Raw genomic sequence first — 16613 nt, 5'->3', positions numbered from 1 at the left:
GGCCCTATGGTCCGCCTGCGCGGTCCGCGCGCGCGGCGCCGCGCGGCGGCATGCTCGCTGATCCTGCCGGGCTCCTCGCCGTCGCCATCGTCGTGGCCGTCGCCGTCATTTTCGGCTTCGGAATCCGCGAGACCTTCGCGCCGGTTGCGAGTCTCAAGGCAATTTCGCTCGATCCGGCTTTGCTGCCCGATTATGCGGTACGGACGGTGCTGCGAATGCTTGCGGCCATGGCGGCGTCGCTTCTGTTTACATTCGTCTATGGCACATTCGCGGCAAAGAGCCGGCGTGCGGAAATCGTGCTTCTGCCGCTGCTCGACATTCTGCAATCCGTGCCGGTCCTCGGCTATTTGTCGTTCACCGTCACGTTCTTTGTAAAGCTCGCACCGCATTGGGTGCTGGGGCTCGAGCTTGCCTCGATCTTCGCCATCTTCACGAGCCAGGCTTGGAATATGGCGTTCAGCTTCTACCAGGCTTTGCGGACCATTCCGGGCGACCTCGACGAGGCAAGCCGTGCCTTCCGCTTCTCCGCCTGGCAGCGCTTCTGGCGGCTTGAATTTCCCTTCGCCGTTCCCGGCCTCGTCTGGAACATGATGATGAGTATGTCGGGTGGCTGGTTTTTTGTCGTTGCCTCGGAGGCCATCACCGCCGACAGGCAGCAAATCGCTCTACCCGGCATCGGCTCTTATGTTGCGCTCGCGATTCAGCAAGAGAATTTTTCTGCTATCGTCTGGGCCATTGCGGCGATGACGGTCGTGATCGTCGCCTATGATCAACTGCTCTTCCGTCCGCTGGTCGTCTGGGCTGACAGATTCCGCGTCGAACAGACTGCGGCGCAAAGCGTTCCGCATTCGTGGTTTTTACAATCGCTCCGCCATTCCCGCCTGATCGCGCTTGCGACGCGGCCGGTCACGCGCTGCCTGCACGGGCTGCTCCGCGTCCGCTTTCTTAATCTAAGGCCCGATACGGGGCGCACATTGGCCGGGACAAAGCTTTCGCGGCTGATCGACGTCATCTGGTATGCGTCGGTTGCGGCCGCGGCGGTCTGGATCGCCGTCGTCATCGTCCGTTATGTCGCGGGTGGGACCGGGCGGGGCGATCTCGTCACGGTCTTGCGCCTGGGATCGATCACGTTGTTGCGCGTGGTCGTTTTGATCACGCTCGCCTCATTCGTTTGGGTGCCGCTCGGTGTCATGATCGGTCTGCGGCCGAAACTCGCCGAACGGGTTCAGCCCGTCGCGCAATTTTTCGCGGCTTTCCCGGCCAATCTTTTGTTCCCGTTCTTCGTGATCCCGATCGTGCGGTTTGGGCTCAATGCCGACATTTGGCTCACGCCGCTGATGATTCTCGGCACGCAATGGTACATTCTTTTCAATGTCATCGCGGGCGCCACGGCATTCCCGACCGATCTGCTGGAGGCCGCAAAAACCTTTCGTTTCCGTGATTGGCAATGGTGGCGTGTCGTCATGCTGCCCGGGATATTTCCTTATTACGTCACGGGCGCGATCACAGCCTCGGGCGGCGCCTGGAATGCGAGCATCATTGCCGAAGTCGCCGCCTGGGGACATCATCAGCTCTATGCGCACGGGCTTGGCGCTTATATCAGCCGTGCGACGGCGGCGGGCGATTATCCGCGCATCGTTCTCGGCATCGCCGCGATGTCGGCCTTTGTCGTATTGTTCAATCGTCTGTTGTGGCGCCCGCTTTATGCGCTCGGCGAGCGGCGCTTCCGCCTGGACTGAGAGGAGGCGCCATGCGTGCGAATGCGGAAACCGGGACCGCCGAAGTCGAACTCGAGCTTCGTCACATTCGTCAAACCTACGCGCGTCCGTCCGGCGAACCGCTTCTCGTTCTTGACGACATCAACCTCGCTTTGCACGACGGCGAGATCGTCGCGCTGCTTGGCCGCTCAGGTTGCGGAAAATCGACGCTGCTGCGGATCGTCTCGGGGCTCGTGCCGCCGGAGAGTGGCGAGGTGCTTTATCACGGCGCGGCGGTCGCGGGGCCGGCGGATGGAATCGCCATGGTCTTTCAGACCTTCGCCCTGTTTCCCTGGCTCACAGTTTTGCAAAATGTAGAGGCGGGTCTCGATGCGCGCGGGGTCTCGGAGAAGGATGCGCGCGCCCGCGCGCTCGCGGCGATCGAACTGATCGGCCTCGATGGATTTGAGAATGCCTATCCGCGCGAGCTCTCCGGCGGCATGCGCCAGCGTGTCGGCTTCGCCCGGGCCATGGTCGTCGATCCGACGGTTCTTTTGATGGACGAACCCTTTTCGGCGCTCGACGTGCTGACGGGGGAAACCTTGCGCAGCGACTTCATCGACCTCTGGATGGAGGAGCGGCTGCCGATCAAATCGGTCCTCCTCGTCACCCACAACATCGAGGAAGCGGTCTTTATGGCCGACCGCATTCTCATTCTGGCGTCCAATCCCGGCCGTGTCGCGGCGGTGCTCGATGTCCCCTTGGCCCGACCACGGCAGCGCCTGAGCAGCGAATTTCGCGATCTGGTCGATGATATCTATGAGCGGATGACGGCCGGGCCGCCCCCGTCGAACGTCATTCAGCCGCCGGCGGCACTCGCCAGCCTTGCGACAAATCTGCCGATCGTATCGGCCATAAGCATCGTCGGCATGACGGATGTTTTGGCATCGCCTCCGTTTAAGGGCGACGCGGATTTACCGGCGCTGGCCGAGCGCCTGCACCTTGGCGGGGTCGATCTGTTTCATCTCGCTGAAATCAGTCAGATGATGGGCTTTGCGGAACTGCACGATGGCTCCCTGCATCTCAGCAATGCCGGGCGGGCGCTCGCTGAGGCCGACATGGCGGAACGCAAGCGCCTCTTCGGCGAACATTTGCTGCGTACAATTCCGCTCGCTGCGCATATTCGCCGCGTGCTCGACGAAAGGCCCGGACATCTGGCGCCGCGCAGCCGTTTCGTCGCCGAGCTTGAGGATCATCTCAGTACAAAAGATGCCGAGCGCACACTCAATGCCGTTATCGGCTGGGGCCGTTATGCCGATTGCTTTTCCTACGACACGCTGAATCTTCGGTTTACCCTGGAAGATTCGGCCGCGTCACGGTAACGGCTGCGAAGAGGGTAAAATCACGGCAGCGCTAGGGTGACGCCGAAGCCGCAACCGCCGGCCCGGGCCATCCGCAACGCCGCCGCTGCGAGATTCATTCGCCGGTCAAATGTTCTTCGATCGTCCCGATAGGCAAATGCGTCAGGTCTTTGTGCACTTCCGCAAGGATCAAGGCGCGTGCCGCCGGTGTCAGGCTTGCGCGGATCAGCCCCAGCGCCCTGGGCGGTGCGACGAGGACGATATGCTTCACCTTATGCTCGCTCACGACAGCATCGATCTGCTGGGTGATCCTGCGCAGGAACGCGGCCTCTTCTTGGGCATGCAGATCAGTTGCCTCGACACTGCTGCGGCCCGTCTCATGCGATTGGAAGGAGCGCCCGGGCGCATCCGTTCCAAGTTCCGAGGTCTTGGGATGAGGCTCGGAAAGACTCTCGACCGCTCTGAGGTCGAGCTGTTCGGCGTCGCCTGCGTTTTGAAGCAACAAAGCTTTTTGACCATCGCAGACCAGCACCAAGCTTCCATACGGTATCTTGAGCGTTCCCATTGATTTCCTCGCTATCTGACCAAGCACCAGTCTATGGCAGGAATCGATCGAACCGAATTTGCCCTATGTCAAAGAAATATATTGTTCGTCAGACAGGATGAAAGCGTCTGATCTGGCTGCGAGGGGCTATGAAGTCGGAGATCGTCGAATGGCTTGGCCAAGCCGATTTGCTGCTGCCGCAGCTCGTCGTCGATGGGTTGGCGGCGAACGATCGGGTGAAAGCCCGCCTTAGCGTCCTGCAGGCCGCGGCCCGCCATGCGCGCGACCCGCAGGTGGGTTTCGATCTGACCGAGGAATGCCGGGCGGCGGGGCTTGATCCGTCTCCACTGCAAACTTTGGTGAGGTCGGCGCGTCTCTCGTCCAGTGGCGAGACGATTGCCGCGACCGGGCTTGCAACGCTCGGCGCGGCGATCTGGGACGACATGGCGGCGATGCTGCGCGCGGTGCGTGCCGGCGATGCGCCATCCGCTGACCGCTGCCAGGCGCGGCTCGACGGCTTAAAGGCCGCGGTTCCGCTCGGCGCCGCCGATGATCTCGCCGCCGCGCAGGTCGCCAAGCTCACCGCGATCGAGGCCGATGACAGCCTGCACCGGCTGATCATGGATCTGCATCGCGCCCTCAACGCGCTCGCCGCGGCGCATGCGCAAGAATGGGTCGCTGGGGCGCGCAGCTACGGCCTAACGGACGACGATAAGCATGCCGTCGAAGCCTTCATGCGCGGGGTCGAAGCCACGAGGGCGTTGAAGTTTGGCCACCCGGGCCTTGCTGCAATGGCGATGCGCGCCGGCACGCATTTCACAATTCAAGACGATATTGGCGAGACCGACGCCCATGTCGTCGTGATCGGCGTCGAAAGTGATGCCGTCACTGTCACCTATACCGACGTTCATCATGCCCGCGCCAAATTCTTCACCGGCCTCTTGCGTCATTTTTCCGTCCAGTGGAGCGGGCTGGCCGATAAGACGACGGCAAAGCTGCATGAAGACGAAGCTTTCTATCTCGTCACGGGCCGCTTTGCCTATCAAGGTGCCGAAGCGCGCGACGCCTTTCTCGAAGCGCTCGGTGCCTCGCTCGTCTTCCTGATCGATTGGAACAAGGCGCGCAAGGTGTTGCGCGAATTCGTCAGCGGCGGCGATGCGATCCGGATCCTCGATTGGGCCGCGAGTCGGCGCTTTGGCCATCGTGCGTTTTTGGAGCTTGGCGGCGCCGGCCTCGTGACTTCGGCCGTCCGCCATGCTGCAGCGGCGCGGATCGGTTTTGGCGAGCGGCTGGAAGAGGCGCTCGGGCGCGAGGCGGCGGTCGATTTTCTCAAAGCCGTGCTGCGCTTTTCGGCCGAGGCTCTGCTGCACGGAAATTCGGACCGGTTGGCGAAAGCCCGCATTGAAGAGGCGCTCGTCGTGCATTTGGAGCGGGCCGATACGAGCCTTCTTGCGGTCGTCATCCGTCAGGCGGGGCTCGCGCGCGAGATCGCCGCCGCGATTGCACAATTGCTTGCCAGCCGGCGCGGCGGGCAAAGCCTGGACAGCGCGGCCATAGCGTCGCGCGCAAGGCGCATCGAGGAAAAGGCGGATCGGATCGCTCTGGAGGCGCGCAGCAGGATTGCGCACATGGGCATCGATCACGGCCTTGCGCGTCTCGTCGATTTGATCGAGCAGGCGATCGATGAATTGGAAGAAGCGGCTTTTATCGCGACGCTCATTCCCGTGGGCGCCGCGCCGGACCTTCTCGATAGCCTGCTCGAACTCTGCGACATCGTGATCGCGGGCACGGAATCGGCCGTCATCGGCACCGCGGCCGCCGCCGAAATTCCGGAAGGCCAGCGCATCGATTTCGAGGATGCGCTCGCGGCGGTCATGCAATTGATCGAGGCCGAGCACCGCGGCGATGCCGCGGAGCGGGCGACGACGACCAAGGTCCTCACCGGCAGCTACGATCTGAAGACCAGCCTTTCAATCCTGAGCGTCGCGCATCCGTTGGAACGCGCGACCGACCAGTTGGCGCGCTTCGGCCATTCGCTGCGAGATCATATTCTCGCCGACGTCTCGAACTGACGGCAAGTGTCATGACCATTCTGTGCATCGGCGATGGGTCGGCAAAGCTCTATCCGGCGGATAGTGCCGGCGCCAAGGCAGCCAATCTTGCGCATATGGCGGCGCTGGGGCTTCCGGTTCCACCGGCCTTCATCCTTCCCATCGAACTTTGCGCCGCGATCACGAGAGGCGAACCGGACGCGAAGAAGAAAATGGCGGACGGCCTCGACGAGGGCATCAAATTTCTCGAATGCGCGACCGGGCGGATTTTCGGCGACCGGCGCCGGCCCTTGCTCGTCTCGGTGCGCTCCGGCGCGGCGCGGTCGATGCCCGGAATGTTGGACACGGTCTTGAACGTTGGCTGCGTCCCGGACGCCGTGCGTGGTCTGATCCGCATGACCGGAAATCCGCATTTCGCTTATGATTGCCGGCGGCGTTTTCTCGAAAGCTGCGGCAGCGTCGTGTTTGGAATCGAATCCGCAGCCTTCACCGCGCCGCTCGCTTCGCTGATGTCGGCCGAAGGCGTCGCGCAGGAGCAGGACCTGGATTGCGAAGCCCTGGAGCGGCTTGCCGCGGGCGATCAGCAGATCGTCGAGCGGGAGCGGGGCCCCGGCGCAGATGATCCGCGCGATGATCTGAAGGCGGCGGCGGAGGCCGTCTATCTCTCCTGGATGAGCGACCGCGCCCGCGCTTATCGCAAGATGGAGCAGCTTGAGAGCCTGCAAGGAACGGCGGTCACCGTCCAGGCCATGGTGTTCGGCAATTATAATGCCCGCTCCGGCGCCGGCGTCGCCTTCTCGCGCAATCCCTCGACCGGTGGTAGCGAACCGGTCATCGACGTGCTCTTCGCGTCGCAGGGCGAAGACGTCGTCTCCGGCCGGCGCAATCCGGAGACGGAGGCAGCCATCGCGCGTTTTCATCCGGCTATCGATCAAGAACTCCGTGCCGCGCTCAAACGGCTTGAGCGCGAATTCGTCGACGTTCAGGATGTCGAATTCACCATCGAAAACGGAAAATTATGGCTGCTGCAGACGCGCGCGGCAAAGCGGACCCCGCAGGCTGCGGTTCGCTTTGCAATTGACTTCGTCAAAGACGGACTGATCACGCCCGCCGAAGCCTTGCGGCGCCTCGAGGGGATCGATCTGTCGCATCTCGCCAAGAAAAGGCTCGTCGGAATTGACGCGCCGATCGCGCAAGGGATCGGTGCCGCGGCGGGCGTTGCAACGGGCCGTGTAGCGTTCGATTCGACGAGCGCGGCACGGCTCGCAGCCGGCGGCGATCCGGTTATCCTGCTTCGGCCCAATATCAACACCGCCGATGTGCGGGGCTTTGATGCCGGCGCGGGCATTGTCGCAGCGGTCGGCGGCCGTACCGCCCATGCGGCGCTCGTCGCGCGCCAATTGGGCAAACCCTGCATTGTCGGCTGTGCGAAACTGACGGTCGATCCGGCGGGCCGCGCGGCGCAGATCGCGGGCCGCGACATTCACGAGGGCGATTGGCTTTCGATCGATGGTGAGACCGGCGCCATTTATATGGGGCAGGGTAAAGTCGTCGTCGAACAATCGACGTCCGAACTGGAAGAAATCGCCCGCTGGAAGCACGCGGCCGCGTCGCGCGGCGAGGCGGCCGCCGCCGCATCCAAGGCATAAATGCCGATGCCAAACCTCCGCCGCTTCAAATCGGCGTGAAGCCCAGCGCTTTACCGATATGCGAGCGGCGGAAACACCTTTTACAACAAGCATAAAGCCGGCCGGTGACGTTGTTTAGGTTAATGATTGCTTACGATTGCCAGCGTTTTCGCGGCGCGGTTAAGACTCTTAACGGGGTTGAGAGGCTGTGGAGGGGATCATGCTCGTCGAACGCCGTGCACATCCGCGACAACGGACTTATCTGGGCGCGAGTGTCGAATTCAACAGCGGCTATTCGATGCTCGATGGCTTGATTCGAAATGCCAGCCGATCGGGAATCCGGTTGACGATGCCGAACACCGTCGCGCTGCCCTATGAAACCTATCTTCACGTCAAGAAGACGAAACAGCGTCTGCCGATGCGTCTGATCTGGCGCACCGAGGAGGCGTGCGGTTTCGCATTCGTGGTCGAGCCGGGCAATGTCGTGTCGCTTCCATCGACCCCGCTGGGCAATCTCTATAGCATGTGGGCCGATCAGACCGCTGGTGTCGTCGTCGAATATGCTCTGCTCGGTGCGATGAGCGCGTTGATTGCCACCTACGAAATTCGAACCGTCGGTTCGAAACTATCCGATGTCTTCCAGACCATCTCCTCGGCCTTGCATTGAGTGACGCGGAAGCCGGTCGCCCGCTATTTCGATAGAAGTTGTAGAAATAGATCGGCCGCCGGCTCGAGCGGCTCTTTATCTGTCGCCTTGGCGAAACACCCCTTCAGGCGTGGGTAGCGTTTGCGCTTCGACGACATCGATGCTCCGAAAAAATTTCCATGGCCGCGTAACATCGGAAAAATGGGAGCGTAATAAATCGGGCGGGATCTGGCTTGAGCTTATCGCTCGCGTTGGATTTTCAAGCGAATTCCCGTTCGCCAGCCCGAAACGAGCCGAGCACGTTCCGTCTTTTCGATGCCGTTCCGATCGGCGCCGCGCCGTCAGGCAGGCGGAAGTCGGTTGCCTAAGGCTTGTCTTCAAGCGCCTTCGTCCTAAATGACGGGGGCAAGACGTAAGGAGGGAGACGCTGAATGAGCGCCGCATTATTTCGTTCCCGCTTGCAGCCGTCTCAGCTTCTCTCGTTCTATCGCTCGGTTCGCGAGACGAGCCGGACGCTTACCCGAAAATTGTCGGACGCCGATGCGACGGCCCAGTCAATGCCGGACGCGAGTCCGGCGAAATGGCATCTGGCGCATACGACATGGTTCTTCGAGACCATGGTGCTCGTTCCTTTTCTGCCAAACTATCGATGTTTCGATGCGGCATTCAATTTCCTCTTCAATTCCTATTACAATTCGATCGGCGATCGCCAGCCGAGACCAAAGCGCGGCCTCATCACGCGCCCGAGCCTTGACGACGTCCGGCGCTATCGTGACCATGTCGATGCGGGCGTTACGCGGCTTTTGGAAAGTCGTCCGGCAGCGGCGGCGCGCGAACTCGTCGAACTTGGCTGTCATCACGAGCAGCAGCATCAAGAACTGCTTCTGACCGACATTCTGCATTTGTTTGCGCAGAATCCTTTGCGCCCGGCTTACACGAGCGCGGAGCCGTTGCCGGTGGAACCGAATGGTTCCGATACGCTCACCTTCGAGGCTTTCGCAGGCGGCCTCGTCGAGGTGGGACATGACGGCGAAGGATTTGCTTTCGATTGCGAAGGGCCTCGGCACAAGGTTTTCATAGAGCCCTTCCGGCTTGCCGATCGGCTCGTCACCAACAAGGAATGGATCGAATTCATCGCCGATGGCGGTTATCGCAACCCGCTGATCTGGCTTTCCGAAGGCTGGGCCAAGCGTCAATCGGAAGGTTGGACCATGCCCCTCTATTGGGAAGATCGCGGCGGGGCGGACTATTGGACAATGACCCTGCGCGGGGCGCAGCCGGTCGATCCCGCGGCGCCCGTTTGCCACGTCAGCTATTTCGAGGCAGACGCTTTCGCGACTTGGGCGGGACGACGCTTGCCGAGCGAATTCGAATGGGAATATGCGGCGCGCGATCTGCCGCAAGCTGGAAATTTGCTCGATTCGGGACGCTTGCGGCCGCGCCCCGCGCCGCTACCCGCGAGCGGCGTGCGGCAGATGTACGGCGATGTCTGGGAATGGACGCGCAGCGCCTTTTCACCCTATCCGCGCTTCCGCCCGGCTGAAGGCGCGGTCGGCGAATACAATGGCAAATTCATGTGCGGCCAGTTCGTGCTGCGTGGCGGCTCCTGCGCGACGCCGGAGAGCCATATGCGGCCGACCTATCGCAACTTCTTTCCGCCAGATGCACGCTGGCAATTTTCAGGCTTGCGGCTGGCGGAGGACGCCTGATGCTCGAACGCGTCGATGTCAAAACACGCCAGGCCGATGCCTTTCGCGCCGACGTATGGGCGGGGCTGAGCCGTCCGCAGAAAACCCTGCCGAGCCGCTGGCTCTATGATGACCGCGGTTGCGCGCTCTTCGAGGCGATCACGCAGCTCGATGAATATTATCCGACGCGGACCGAGACGGCGATCTTGAAGGATGATGCGGCGCAAATCGCGGCGTTCTGCGGACGCGATGCCGTGCTGCTCGAATATGGCGCGGGCGCCGGATTGAAGACCGAGATCGTGCTCGATGCTCTCGACGCGCCGCAGCTCTATGCGCCGATCGATATCGCCGCCGATTTTCTCGAACAGACCGCGGCGCGGATCCGCCGCCGCTTCCCGGGCTTGCCGGTTCACCCGATCGCGGCCGATTTCACGTCCGATTTTGATATCCCATCACATGTGCCTTCAGAGCGCCGCATCGCCTTCTTTCCCGGATCGACGATCGGCAATCTCGATGCGGACGAAACCTTGGCCTTTCTCGAGCGGATGCGTCACCACGTCGGAGGCGGCGGACGGGCGATCATCGGCGCGGACCTTAAAAAGGATGTTTCGACCCTCATCGCCGCCTATGACGACCGGCACGGTGTGACGGCGGCTTTCAACCTCAATCTTTTGGCACGGATCAACCGGGAGCTGTCGGGCAAGTTCGCGCTTGATCAATTCGTCCACGAGGCGCGCTGGAATGAGAGCGAATCCGCGATCGAAATGCATCTCGTAAGTCTGAAAGAGCAGGTCGCGGCGGTCGCGGGCCGGTCGTTTGCCTTCCGGCGCGGCGAGACGATCCATACGGAAAGCTCACGGAAGTATTCCATCGAGAGCTTTTCGGACTTTGCGATGCGGAGCGGCTGGCGGGATAGGGCGATCTGGACCGACCCGCAGCGCCGCTTCGCCTTGTTCGGCCTGAGCGCCGAATGAGTGGCGCCCATCAATAAGGCGGCGCGCGCCGCTTGCGTTGCTCACGCGCCGCCTCGGTCCACCAGGCGAGATCGTCGGCGAAACGGGGGAAGCTTTGTTCCAGCGCCTTGCCGCCATCGCCGATCGGCGAAGCGTCGACATCGAGCGTCTGCGCGATCGGCCCGACGGCCAGCGTGCTCGAGACGACAATCATGCCCATCTCCGAAAGGATGCCGTGCCAAATCGTTCCCGAGCGTACTCCAGAGAAGCGCCCGGCCGAATAGCTTGCGATCGCCGCGGGCCGCCAAAACCATTCTTCGAGAAAATGGTCGGTCAGGTTTTTGAGTCCGGGCTGCGGGCCCCAATTATATTCGCCGGTGATGAAAACGAATGCGTCGGCGTTGCGAATCTTCTCCGCAAGCACCTCCAGCGCCGCCGGCGCGCCGCCTTTGGGATATTCCTTGTACATCCTGTCGAGCATAGGCAGACCGACGTCCTTGGCGTCGATGAGTTCGGCCGCAGCCCCGCGCCAGCGCAAGCCTCGCAGGATGTAATTGGCGAGCCTGATGCCCAAGCGGTCGCTGCGATAAGAACCGTAGAAAACAAGTATGCGATCTGACATGTTTCCGCTCACAAGGATTTAGCAGCCGCGCGGGCACGACCCTATCATCCGCCGTTATGATTGCATCCGTAAAAACGCCTGTTTGATCGTTCCAGCCGAGAATAGCCCGCCTTGTCCAATTCTTCACGCATGCCTTTTTCCTATTCGGCCGCGACGCGGCGTCTGCGCGCGACCGCCGTGATCCTGCTCGTTGGAGCGGGGTGCGTGAATTACCTCGATCGCGCGGCTGTCGCTGTCGCCGAGCCTAAGATCCATCAGGAGCTGCACCTCTCTTATGGTCAACTCGGCGTCTTGCTCTCGGCCTTCGCGTGGAGCTACGGCTTGGCGCAAATTCCGGCAGGAACATTGATCGATCGATTTGGACCTCGCCGGACATTGGGGGTGGGTCTCGCGCTGTGGTCGCTTGCACAGATCGCCGCGACCTTCGTTCGCTCGTTCGGTCAATTCATCGTCGCGCGCGTCGCGCTAGGGCTCGGCGAATCGCCAATGTATATCGGCGGCTCGCGCGTCTGCACGGACTGGTTCGCGCTCGACCAGCGGGCGCTGCCGATCGCGATTTTCAATTCATCGTCGGGGCTTGCCCCAGCGCTGGCGCCGCCGCTGCTGACCTGGCTGATGCTGATGTTCGGCTGGCGGACGATGTTTCTGATTGCCGGCCTCGCCGGCTTTGCGATCGCCGTTCTGTGGGCGCTGCTTTATCGCGCCCCGGAGACGGCCGGCATTCCCGCCGTCGATCTGCAGGAGATCCGCCGCCAAGATGTCGCCAACGTCGCTCATGTCGGTTTCCGGCAAGCCGCCTGGCTGCTGCGCTTTCCCACCTCCTGGGGGATGTTTTTCGGCTTTTTCGGCGTCGTCTACATTTCCTGGCTCTATGCCACATGGCTGCCCGCCTATCTGGAAAGCGCCAGGCATCAAACTATCGCGGACGCCGGCGTCTGGGCGTCGATCCCGCTCGGCGCGGGGTTTCTCGGCGCGCTTTCCGGCGGGTTCATCGCCAATGGGCTCGAAAAGCGCGGCATCGATGCGGCCGCCGCGTGCCGGATCCCGACGATCGCCGGATTATTGGCCGCGGGCGTCTTTACGGTTGCCGGGTCTTACACGGGCAATGTTTCCGTGGCGATCGGCCTGATGGCCTGCGGCCTTTTCGCGGCGAATGTCTCGTCCAGCTGCGGCTGGGCTCTGGCTGCCGTGATCGCGCCGCCGAATACGGTTGCGACGCTCGAGGCCATTCAGAACGTGGGCGGCTCGATCGGCGGCGCGCTCGCGCCCTACGTGACCGGCGCCCTGGTGCAATCGAGCCGTTCGTTCCTACCGTCCTTCGTTTTGGCCGGTGCGATCTCGATTGCTTGCGCGCTCGTCTATCATTTCGCCACGCGCGACAGGATTTTGCCGTCGGAATGATGCGCCGCATCGCCTGTCAAGGCTGCGGAGGAGATCGTCGCGCGCATATCCGTGCGCGGCACATGATAGCGCGCGAGGATCGCATCGATCCGCGGCCGCTCGTTTTCGAGAATGGCCTCGATCTTCTCCTTGAATTCCGGCTCGTGCCGGCGCATCCCCATGGAAATATCGAATTGCATCGGCCATTGCGCGCCATCGACGGCCGGCGTGACCTGCGTCAGGGTCAGCGCCGCAGGTTCCTTGGTCGCGAAATAGCCCGCGAGCGGCCCCCACACCACTGCGACATCGATATCGCCCTTGGCCACCGCATCCATGATAGCGGCGGGCGGGTTGGGCTTCTGATAATCGCCGTAGAGCATGTAACCGCGCACATTGTCGATAATGCCGCGCCGCGCCAGCGCATGCGCCGGCGGCGTATTCATCGCGTCGTTGCCGACCATCTGAACGCCGATCTTCAGCTTGCGAAGCTGCGGGTCGTCGTAGGAGGTGATCCGGATATGCCGATCGGCCCGGGTGACAAAGACATAGCTCGATCGGTAATAGGGCCGCGACGTCGCCAGCATATCGACGGCCGTGGCGACCCCAGGCCATAGATCACACAGGCCCGATTTCAACGTGTTCCGCACATAGCCGCGCCGTTGCGCCCACCACGTGTAGACGACTGTCGCGTTCATATCCTTGGCGACGAGCGCGACGATCTTATTCTCGAAGCCTTCGCCCTTGGCGTTCGAGAACGGCAGGTTGTTGGGGTCGGCGCAGACGCGCAGCTCGGCCGCTTGCGCCGCCGTCGTCGCGCCGAAGATGAGGCCCAGAAGGGCGAGCGCGACGCCACCAGGTCTCATGGCGACGGCGCGCCTTCTTGCGGATCGGTTTCGAGCGATGCGGGGCCCGGCGCCGCCGCATCGGGCTTCGTCGGAATGGCTTCCTTCGCGGCATTCGTCTCCAGCGATTTCACATAGGCCGCAAGCTGCCAGATGGCCGATGATGGCAGGATATTGCCCCACATCGGCATGCCGTTGGGTCGGCCTTGATAGATCGAGGCGTAAATCTGATCGATGCGGCCGCCATAAAGCCAAACCGAATCGTTGAAGGCCGGCCCGATTCCGCCCGCGCCATGGAAATGGCAGCCGGAGCAATTGTACCAATCGAACAATTTCGCGCCGACGGCGATGGCCTGCGGATTGCCCTCATATTGCTTGCCGAGCGGATCGGCCGGCGGCTCTTTTTGCCCGTTTGGGAAAAGGCCCGAAACCGGCACGTTCAGCACGCTGCCTTGCGGTCGCGCTTGCGCCGCAGGCTGGCTCTGGTTGGGATCGGCCCGCGCACGATTGCAGCGGGCAACCACAAGCGCCGCGCCGAGCAGCACGATGAGCAGGATCATGCCCTCAAGATGGCGGTAGTGCGAAGACATAGAGCATTCCTCCTGCTGCGGTTCTCTGCTTCAGATCGGCCATCGCGCCGACGAAGCCCAGAGCGCCGGTCGGATCGCGCGGGTCGAGATTCCCAGGCACGATGGCGCCCGACCAGCCGCCGACGCCGGAAAGGATGGCGACATATTCGCGGCCGTCAGGGCCGCGGTAGGCAATCGGCTGGCCGATAATTCCCGAGCCCGTCTTGAACCTCCATTTGAGCGCGCCGGTCTTGGCGTCGACGGCTTTGAACCAGCCGTCCATCGTTCCATAGAAAACGAGATTGCCGGCGGTCGCGAGCGTGCCGCTCCAAGCGGGGAGATCTTCTTTGATCTGCCAAGCCGGCTTGCCGGTCTCGACATTCCAGGCACTGACTTCGCCGCGGAACCCGCCGGGACCGGGTTTCATCACCACATTCGCGCCGACATAGGGCGTGCCGGCGATATAGTTCGCCTGCACGTTTTCCCAATCCATGCAGAGGTTTTCGTGTGGAATATAGAGATAGCCGGTCTGCGGCGAGAAGGACGAAGGCTCCCAGTCCTTCGCGCCCGAAGCGGTGGGGCAGATGTCATGCACGATCGTTCCGACCTTTGTGTTCTTGGCGGGATTGACCACCGGCCGGCCGGTCTTCATGTCGATCGATTTGATCGAATTGACATAACCATAGGGATGCGCGGAGACGATCTCGCCGGTCGCGCGGTCGAGCATATAGAGATAGCCGTTGCGATCCGGGTGCATCAGCACCTTGCGGATTTTACCGTCGATCGGCACGTCGAGCAGAATGATCTCGTTGATGCCGTCGTAATCGTGCTCGTCGTGCGGATTATATTGATAATACCATTTCGCCGCGCCGGTATCGGGATCGCGCGCGAAAATCCCGTCGGTCCATTTGTTGTCGCCGGGGCGCTGCTCCTGGTTCCACGGGCCAGGATTAGCGGCTTCCTCGTAAAGGAGATTGAGATCGGGATCATAGGCCATCCAGCCCCAGTTCGAGCCGCCGCCGATCTTCCAGGCATCCGGCGGCCAGGTCGTCACGCCGAGATCTTTGCCCCGATCCGAGGCATAGAACGGATGGAAATCCGGCCCGATCAGCACGTCCTTGTCAGGGCCGGTGTGGAACGCCTTCCAAACGATCTTGCCGCTGTTGGCATCGAGCGCCGTCGTCCAGCCGCGGACGCCGAATTCGCCGCCCGAAACGCCAACCATCACTTTGTCCTTCACCAGGAAGGGCGCCATGGTGATGCTCTCGCCCTTGCTGATGTCACCAAGCTGGGTGATCCAGACGGGTTTGCCGGTGTTCACGTCGAGAGCGATCGTGCGGCCGTCGAGCGTGTTGAAGTAGAACTTATTATGCCAGAAGACGCCGCCGCGATTGACCGTATCGCAACAGGCGACGCCCTGCGCGGCCGCAATCGGCGGAGGCTCATACTTCCACTTGATCGGTGCGCCGGGCTTCGTCAAATCGAGCGCATAGACCCAATTTGGGTAGGGGGTGACGATATACATCGTATTGTTGGCGACGATCGGCGCAGCCTCCTCGCCATGCAGCGTGCCGGTCGAGAAGGTGAATTCGACGCGCAGATTCTTGACGTTGTCGGCATTGATCTGGTCGAGCGTCGAATAGCGCGTCGCCGCGTCATTCTTCGTCGGCATGGTCCATTGGCCGTCGTCGGGCGGAACGGCCGAAGCTGGCGCTTTCGGCAGGTCGCCGGCCGCGGGCGCCGGATTTTGCGCAGACGCCGCGCTCGAGAGGCTCAAGAGAGCCGTCGCGCCGAGAAGCGCAGCGATGCCGTAACCCGCCACGCGCTTAGCGCAGCGTATAGAGATAGGCGGCGATGTCTTTGGCCTCATCATCCTTCAACTCCATATTCGGCATTGCGTTGCCCGGAACGATCGCCTGGGGGTCCTTGATCCAGGCGCGCATATTGTCGGGCGTGTTCGGCAGAAATCCCGCGATCATGGTGCGCTCGGCCATGTGATCGAGGGGCGGTCCGACGTGACCGTCGGCCCCGGAGATGCCGGGAATCTCGTGGCACGTGCCGCAACCGGATCTGGCGATCAATTGCGCGCCATGGCGCGAATTGCCGAACGTCACCGGCGCGGCCGTGCTTTGCCAGACATCGCAGCCGCCAAGGCCGAGTGCTGCCGGCATCAGAATGAGCGCGGCTCCTAACCGGCGCATTGCGGCACCATGAACAAGGCGATCGTGTTGAACAGAATGGCGGCGAGGAAACCCAAGCCCGTCATGACGCCCCAGAGTGCGAGAAAGCGCGTGCGGCCTTCGCCGGCTTCGATCGCATGGCTCGCGTCGCCGTGGTGCTCCATGCGTGTTGCCTGCCAATGCTGATAGGAGAGCGCGGCGCCGGCGAGTGCGACAACGGCCGCGAACAGGTTGAGCAGCAAGATGACTCCCCATGCCGAATGCCAGGCGGGAGCGGCCAGCGGCGCCCCATCGGGAAAGCAGGCATGCGAGGCCAGCGCGAAATTGATGACGAGCTGCAGTCCCCAGACAACAGGCCCGGCGAAGAGCCCGAGAAACAGCAGGGCCGTGGAAATAGTGCCACGACGCGGAGCCGGGTGCGGAACGGTTAGAAGCGGGTCGCTGTCTTGCAT

15 protein-coding genes are annotated in these 16613 nt (G+C 62.3%); 8 read left to right on the top strand and 7 right to left on the bottom strand.

Features of this window, described 5'->3' with window-relative positions; translation table 11 throughout:
• Positions 1-50 precede the first annotated feature (50 nt).
• Positions 51-1739 carry an ABC transporter permease subunit gene (locus Q0025_RS03490; protein WP_297296094.1) on the top strand — a complete coding sequence of 563 codons (1689 nt, stop codon included), beginning with the start codon at positions 51-53 and terminating at the stop codon, positions 1737-1739.
• An 11-nt stretch (positions 1740-1750) separates the two neighbouring features.
• Positions 1751-3079, top strand: coding sequence for a nitrate/sulfonate/bicarbonate ABC transporter ATP-binding protein (locus tag Q0025_RS03485; protein ID WP_297296059.1), 1329 nt, complete (start codon positions 1751-1753; stop codon positions 3077-3079).
• A gap of 94 nt (positions 3080-3173) precedes the next feature.
• Here the strand turns inward: Q0025_RS03485 and Q0025_RS03480 are convergent, their stop codons facing one another.
• On the bottom strand, positions 3174-3623 hold the full coding sequence (locus Q0025_RS03480) for a host attachment protein (protein WP_297296057.1): 450 nt from the start codon (positions 3621-3623) through the stop codon (positions 3174-3176).
• 128 nt (positions 3624-3751) lie between these two features.
• Between Q0025_RS03480 and Q0025_RS03475 the strand changes: the two genes are divergently transcribed.
• The 5 genes from Q0025_RS03475 (at position 3752) to egtD (ending at position 10589) form a co-directional block, all read left to right on the top strand.
• Positions 3752-5674 carry a hypothetical protein gene (locus Q0025_RS03475; RefSeq protein WP_297296055.1) on the top strand — a complete coding sequence of 641 codons (1923 nt, stop codon included), beginning with the start codon at positions 3752-3754 and terminating at the stop codon, positions 5672-5674.
• Positions 5675-5685: 11 nt separating this feature from the next.
• Positions 5686-7302 carry a PEP/pyruvate-binding domain-containing protein gene (locus tag Q0025_RS03470; protein WP_297296053.1) on the top strand — a complete coding sequence of 539 codons (1617 nt, stop codon included), beginning with the start codon at positions 5686-5688 and terminating at the stop codon, positions 7300-7302.
• A gap of 199 nt (positions 7303-7501) precedes the next feature.
• Positions 7502-7948 (top strand): PilZ domain-containing protein, encoded by a 447-nt coding sequence (locus tag Q0025_RS03465; RefSeq protein ID WP_297296051.1) that lies wholly within the window; start codon positions 7502-7504, stop codon positions 7946-7948.
• Positions 7949-8358: 410 nt separating this feature from the next.
• Positions 8359-9636 carry an ergothioneine biosynthesis protein EgtB gene (egtB, locus tag Q0025_RS03460; RefSeq protein ID WP_297296049.1) on the top strand — a complete coding sequence of 426 codons (1278 nt, stop codon included), beginning with the start codon at positions 8359-8361 and terminating at the stop codon, positions 9634-9636.
• A complete protein-coding gene (gene egtD / locus Q0025_RS03455) occupies positions 9636-10589 on the top strand; it encodes an L-histidine N(alpha)-methyltransferase (RefSeq protein ID WP_297296047.1) in 954 nt (317 codons plus the stop codon). Before egtB ends, egtD begins: the two co-directional genes overlap by 1 nt.
• A 10-nt stretch (positions 10590-10599) precedes the next feature.
• On the opposite strand, the gene Q0025_RS03450 is transcribed toward egtD, so the two are convergent.
• Positions 10600-11190 (bottom strand): NAD(P)H-dependent oxidoreductase, encoded by a 591-nt coding sequence (locus Q0025_RS03450; RefSeq protein ID WP_297296045.1) that lies wholly within the window; start codon positions 11188-11190, stop codon positions 10600-10602.
• Positions 11191-11301: 111 nt separating this feature from the next.
• On the opposite strand from Q0025_RS03450, the gene Q0025_RS03445 reads away from it, so the two are divergent.
• A complete protein-coding gene (locus Q0025_RS03445; RefSeq protein WP_297296043.1) occupies positions 11302-12591 on the top strand; it encodes an MFS transporter in 1290 nt (429 codons plus the stop codon).
• Here the strand turns inward: Q0025_RS03445 and Q0025_RS03440 are convergent.
• Genes Q0025_RS03440 through Q0025_RS03420 form a run of 5 tightly spaced genes read right to left on the bottom strand, consistent with a single transcriptional unit; the run spans position 12552 to position 16613 of the window.
• Positions 12552-13433 carry a substrate-binding domain-containing protein gene (locus Q0025_RS03440; RefSeq protein WP_297296041.1) on the bottom strand — a complete coding sequence of 294 codons (882 nt, stop codon included), beginning with the start codon at positions 13431-13433 and terminating at the stop codon, positions 12552-12554. The genes Q0025_RS03445 and Q0025_RS03440 overlap by 40 nt on opposite strands.
• A complete protein-coding gene (locus tag Q0025_RS03435; protein WP_297296039.1) occupies positions 13430-14002 on the bottom strand; it encodes a c-type cytochrome in 573 nt (190 codons plus the stop codon). Before Q0025_RS03435 ends, Q0025_RS03440 begins: the two co-directional genes overlap by 4 nt.
• Positions 13977-15854, bottom strand: coding sequence for a methanol/ethanol family PQQ-dependent dehydrogenase (locus Q0025_RS03430; RefSeq protein ID WP_297296037.1), 1878 nt, complete (start codon positions 15852-15854; stop codon positions 13977-13979). The genes Q0025_RS03435 and Q0025_RS03430 overlap by 26 nt, the downstream gene beginning before the upstream one ends.
• Complete coding sequence (locus Q0025_RS03425) at positions 15808-16152, bottom strand: c-type cytochrome (RefSeq protein ID WP_297296035.1); 345 nt, start codon at positions 16150-16152, stop codon at positions 15808-15810. Before Q0025_RS03425 ends, Q0025_RS03430 begins: the two co-directional genes overlap by 47 nt.
• Before the next feature lie 17 nt (positions 16153-16169).
• Complete coding sequence (locus Q0025_RS03420; protein WP_297296033.1) at positions 16170-16613, bottom strand: hypothetical protein; 444 nt, start codon at positions 16611-16613, stop codon at positions 16170-16172.

Origin of the sequence: uncultured Methylovirgula sp., assembly GCF_947646745.1 — a bacterium.
Lineage (GTDB): Bacteria > Pseudomonadota > Alphaproteobacteria > Rhizobiales > Beijerinckiaceae > Methylovirgula.
Note: the sequence above shows the minus strand (reverse complement) of the source record. Positions and strands in the feature narration are given on the sequence as shown.

Bases quoted from the DNA above. Each gene is read 5' to 3' on its own strand.
- Q0025_RS03490 (WP_297296094.1), top strand. From the start codon at position 51: ATGCTCGCTGATCCTGCCGGGCTCCTCGCCGTCGCCATCGTCGTGGCC.
- Q0025_RS03485 (WP_297296059.1), top strand. From the start codon at position 1,751: ATGCGTGCGAATGCGGAAACCGGGACCGCCGAAGTCGAACTCGAGCTT.
- Q0025_RS03480 (WP_297296057.1), bottom strand. From the start codon at position 3,623: ATGGGAACGCTCAAGATACCGTATGGAAGCTTGGTGCTGGTCTGCGAT.
- Q0025_RS03475 (WP_297296055.1), top strand. From the start codon at position 3,752: ATGAAGTCGGAGATCGTCGAATGGCTTGGCCAAGCCGATTTGCTGCTG.
- Q0025_RS03470 (WP_297296053.1), top strand. From the start codon at position 5,686: ATGACCATTCTGTGCATCGGCGATGGGTCGGCAAAGCTCTATCCGGCG.
- Q0025_RS03465 (WP_297296051.1), top strand. From the start codon at position 7,502: ATGCTCGTCGAACGCCGTGCACATCCGCGACAACGGACTTATCTGGGC.
- egtB (WP_297296049.1), top strand. From the start codon at position 8,359: ATGAGCGCCGCATTATTTCGTTCCCGCTTGCAGCCGTCTCAGCTTCTC.
- egtD (WP_297296047.1), top strand. From the start codon at position 9,636: ATGCTCGAACGCGTCGATGTCAAAACACGCCAGGCCGATGCCTTTCGC.
- Q0025_RS03450 (WP_297296045.1), bottom strand. From the start codon at position 11,190: ATGTCAGATCGCATACTTGTTTTCTACGGTTCTTATCGCAGCGACCGC.
- Q0025_RS03440 (WP_297296041.1), bottom strand. From the start codon at position 13,433: ATGAGACCTGGTGGCGTCGCGCTCGCCCTTCTGGGCCTCATCTTCGGC.
- Q0025_RS03435 (WP_297296039.1), bottom strand. From the start codon at position 14,002: ATGTCTTCGCACTACCGCCATCTTGAGGGCATGATCCTGCTCATCGTG.
- Q0025_RS03430 (WP_297296037.1), bottom strand. From the start codon at position 15,854: ATGATGAGGCCAAAGACATCGCCGCCTATCTCTATACGCTGCGCTAAG.
- Q0025_RS03425 (WP_297296035.1), bottom strand. From the start codon at position 16,152: ATGCCGGCAGCACTCGGCCTTGGCGGCTGCGATGTCTGGCAAAGCACG.
- Q0025_RS03420 (WP_297296033.1), bottom strand. From the start codon at position 16,613: ATGCAAGACAGCGACCCGCTTCTAACCGTTCCGCACCCGGCTCCGCGT.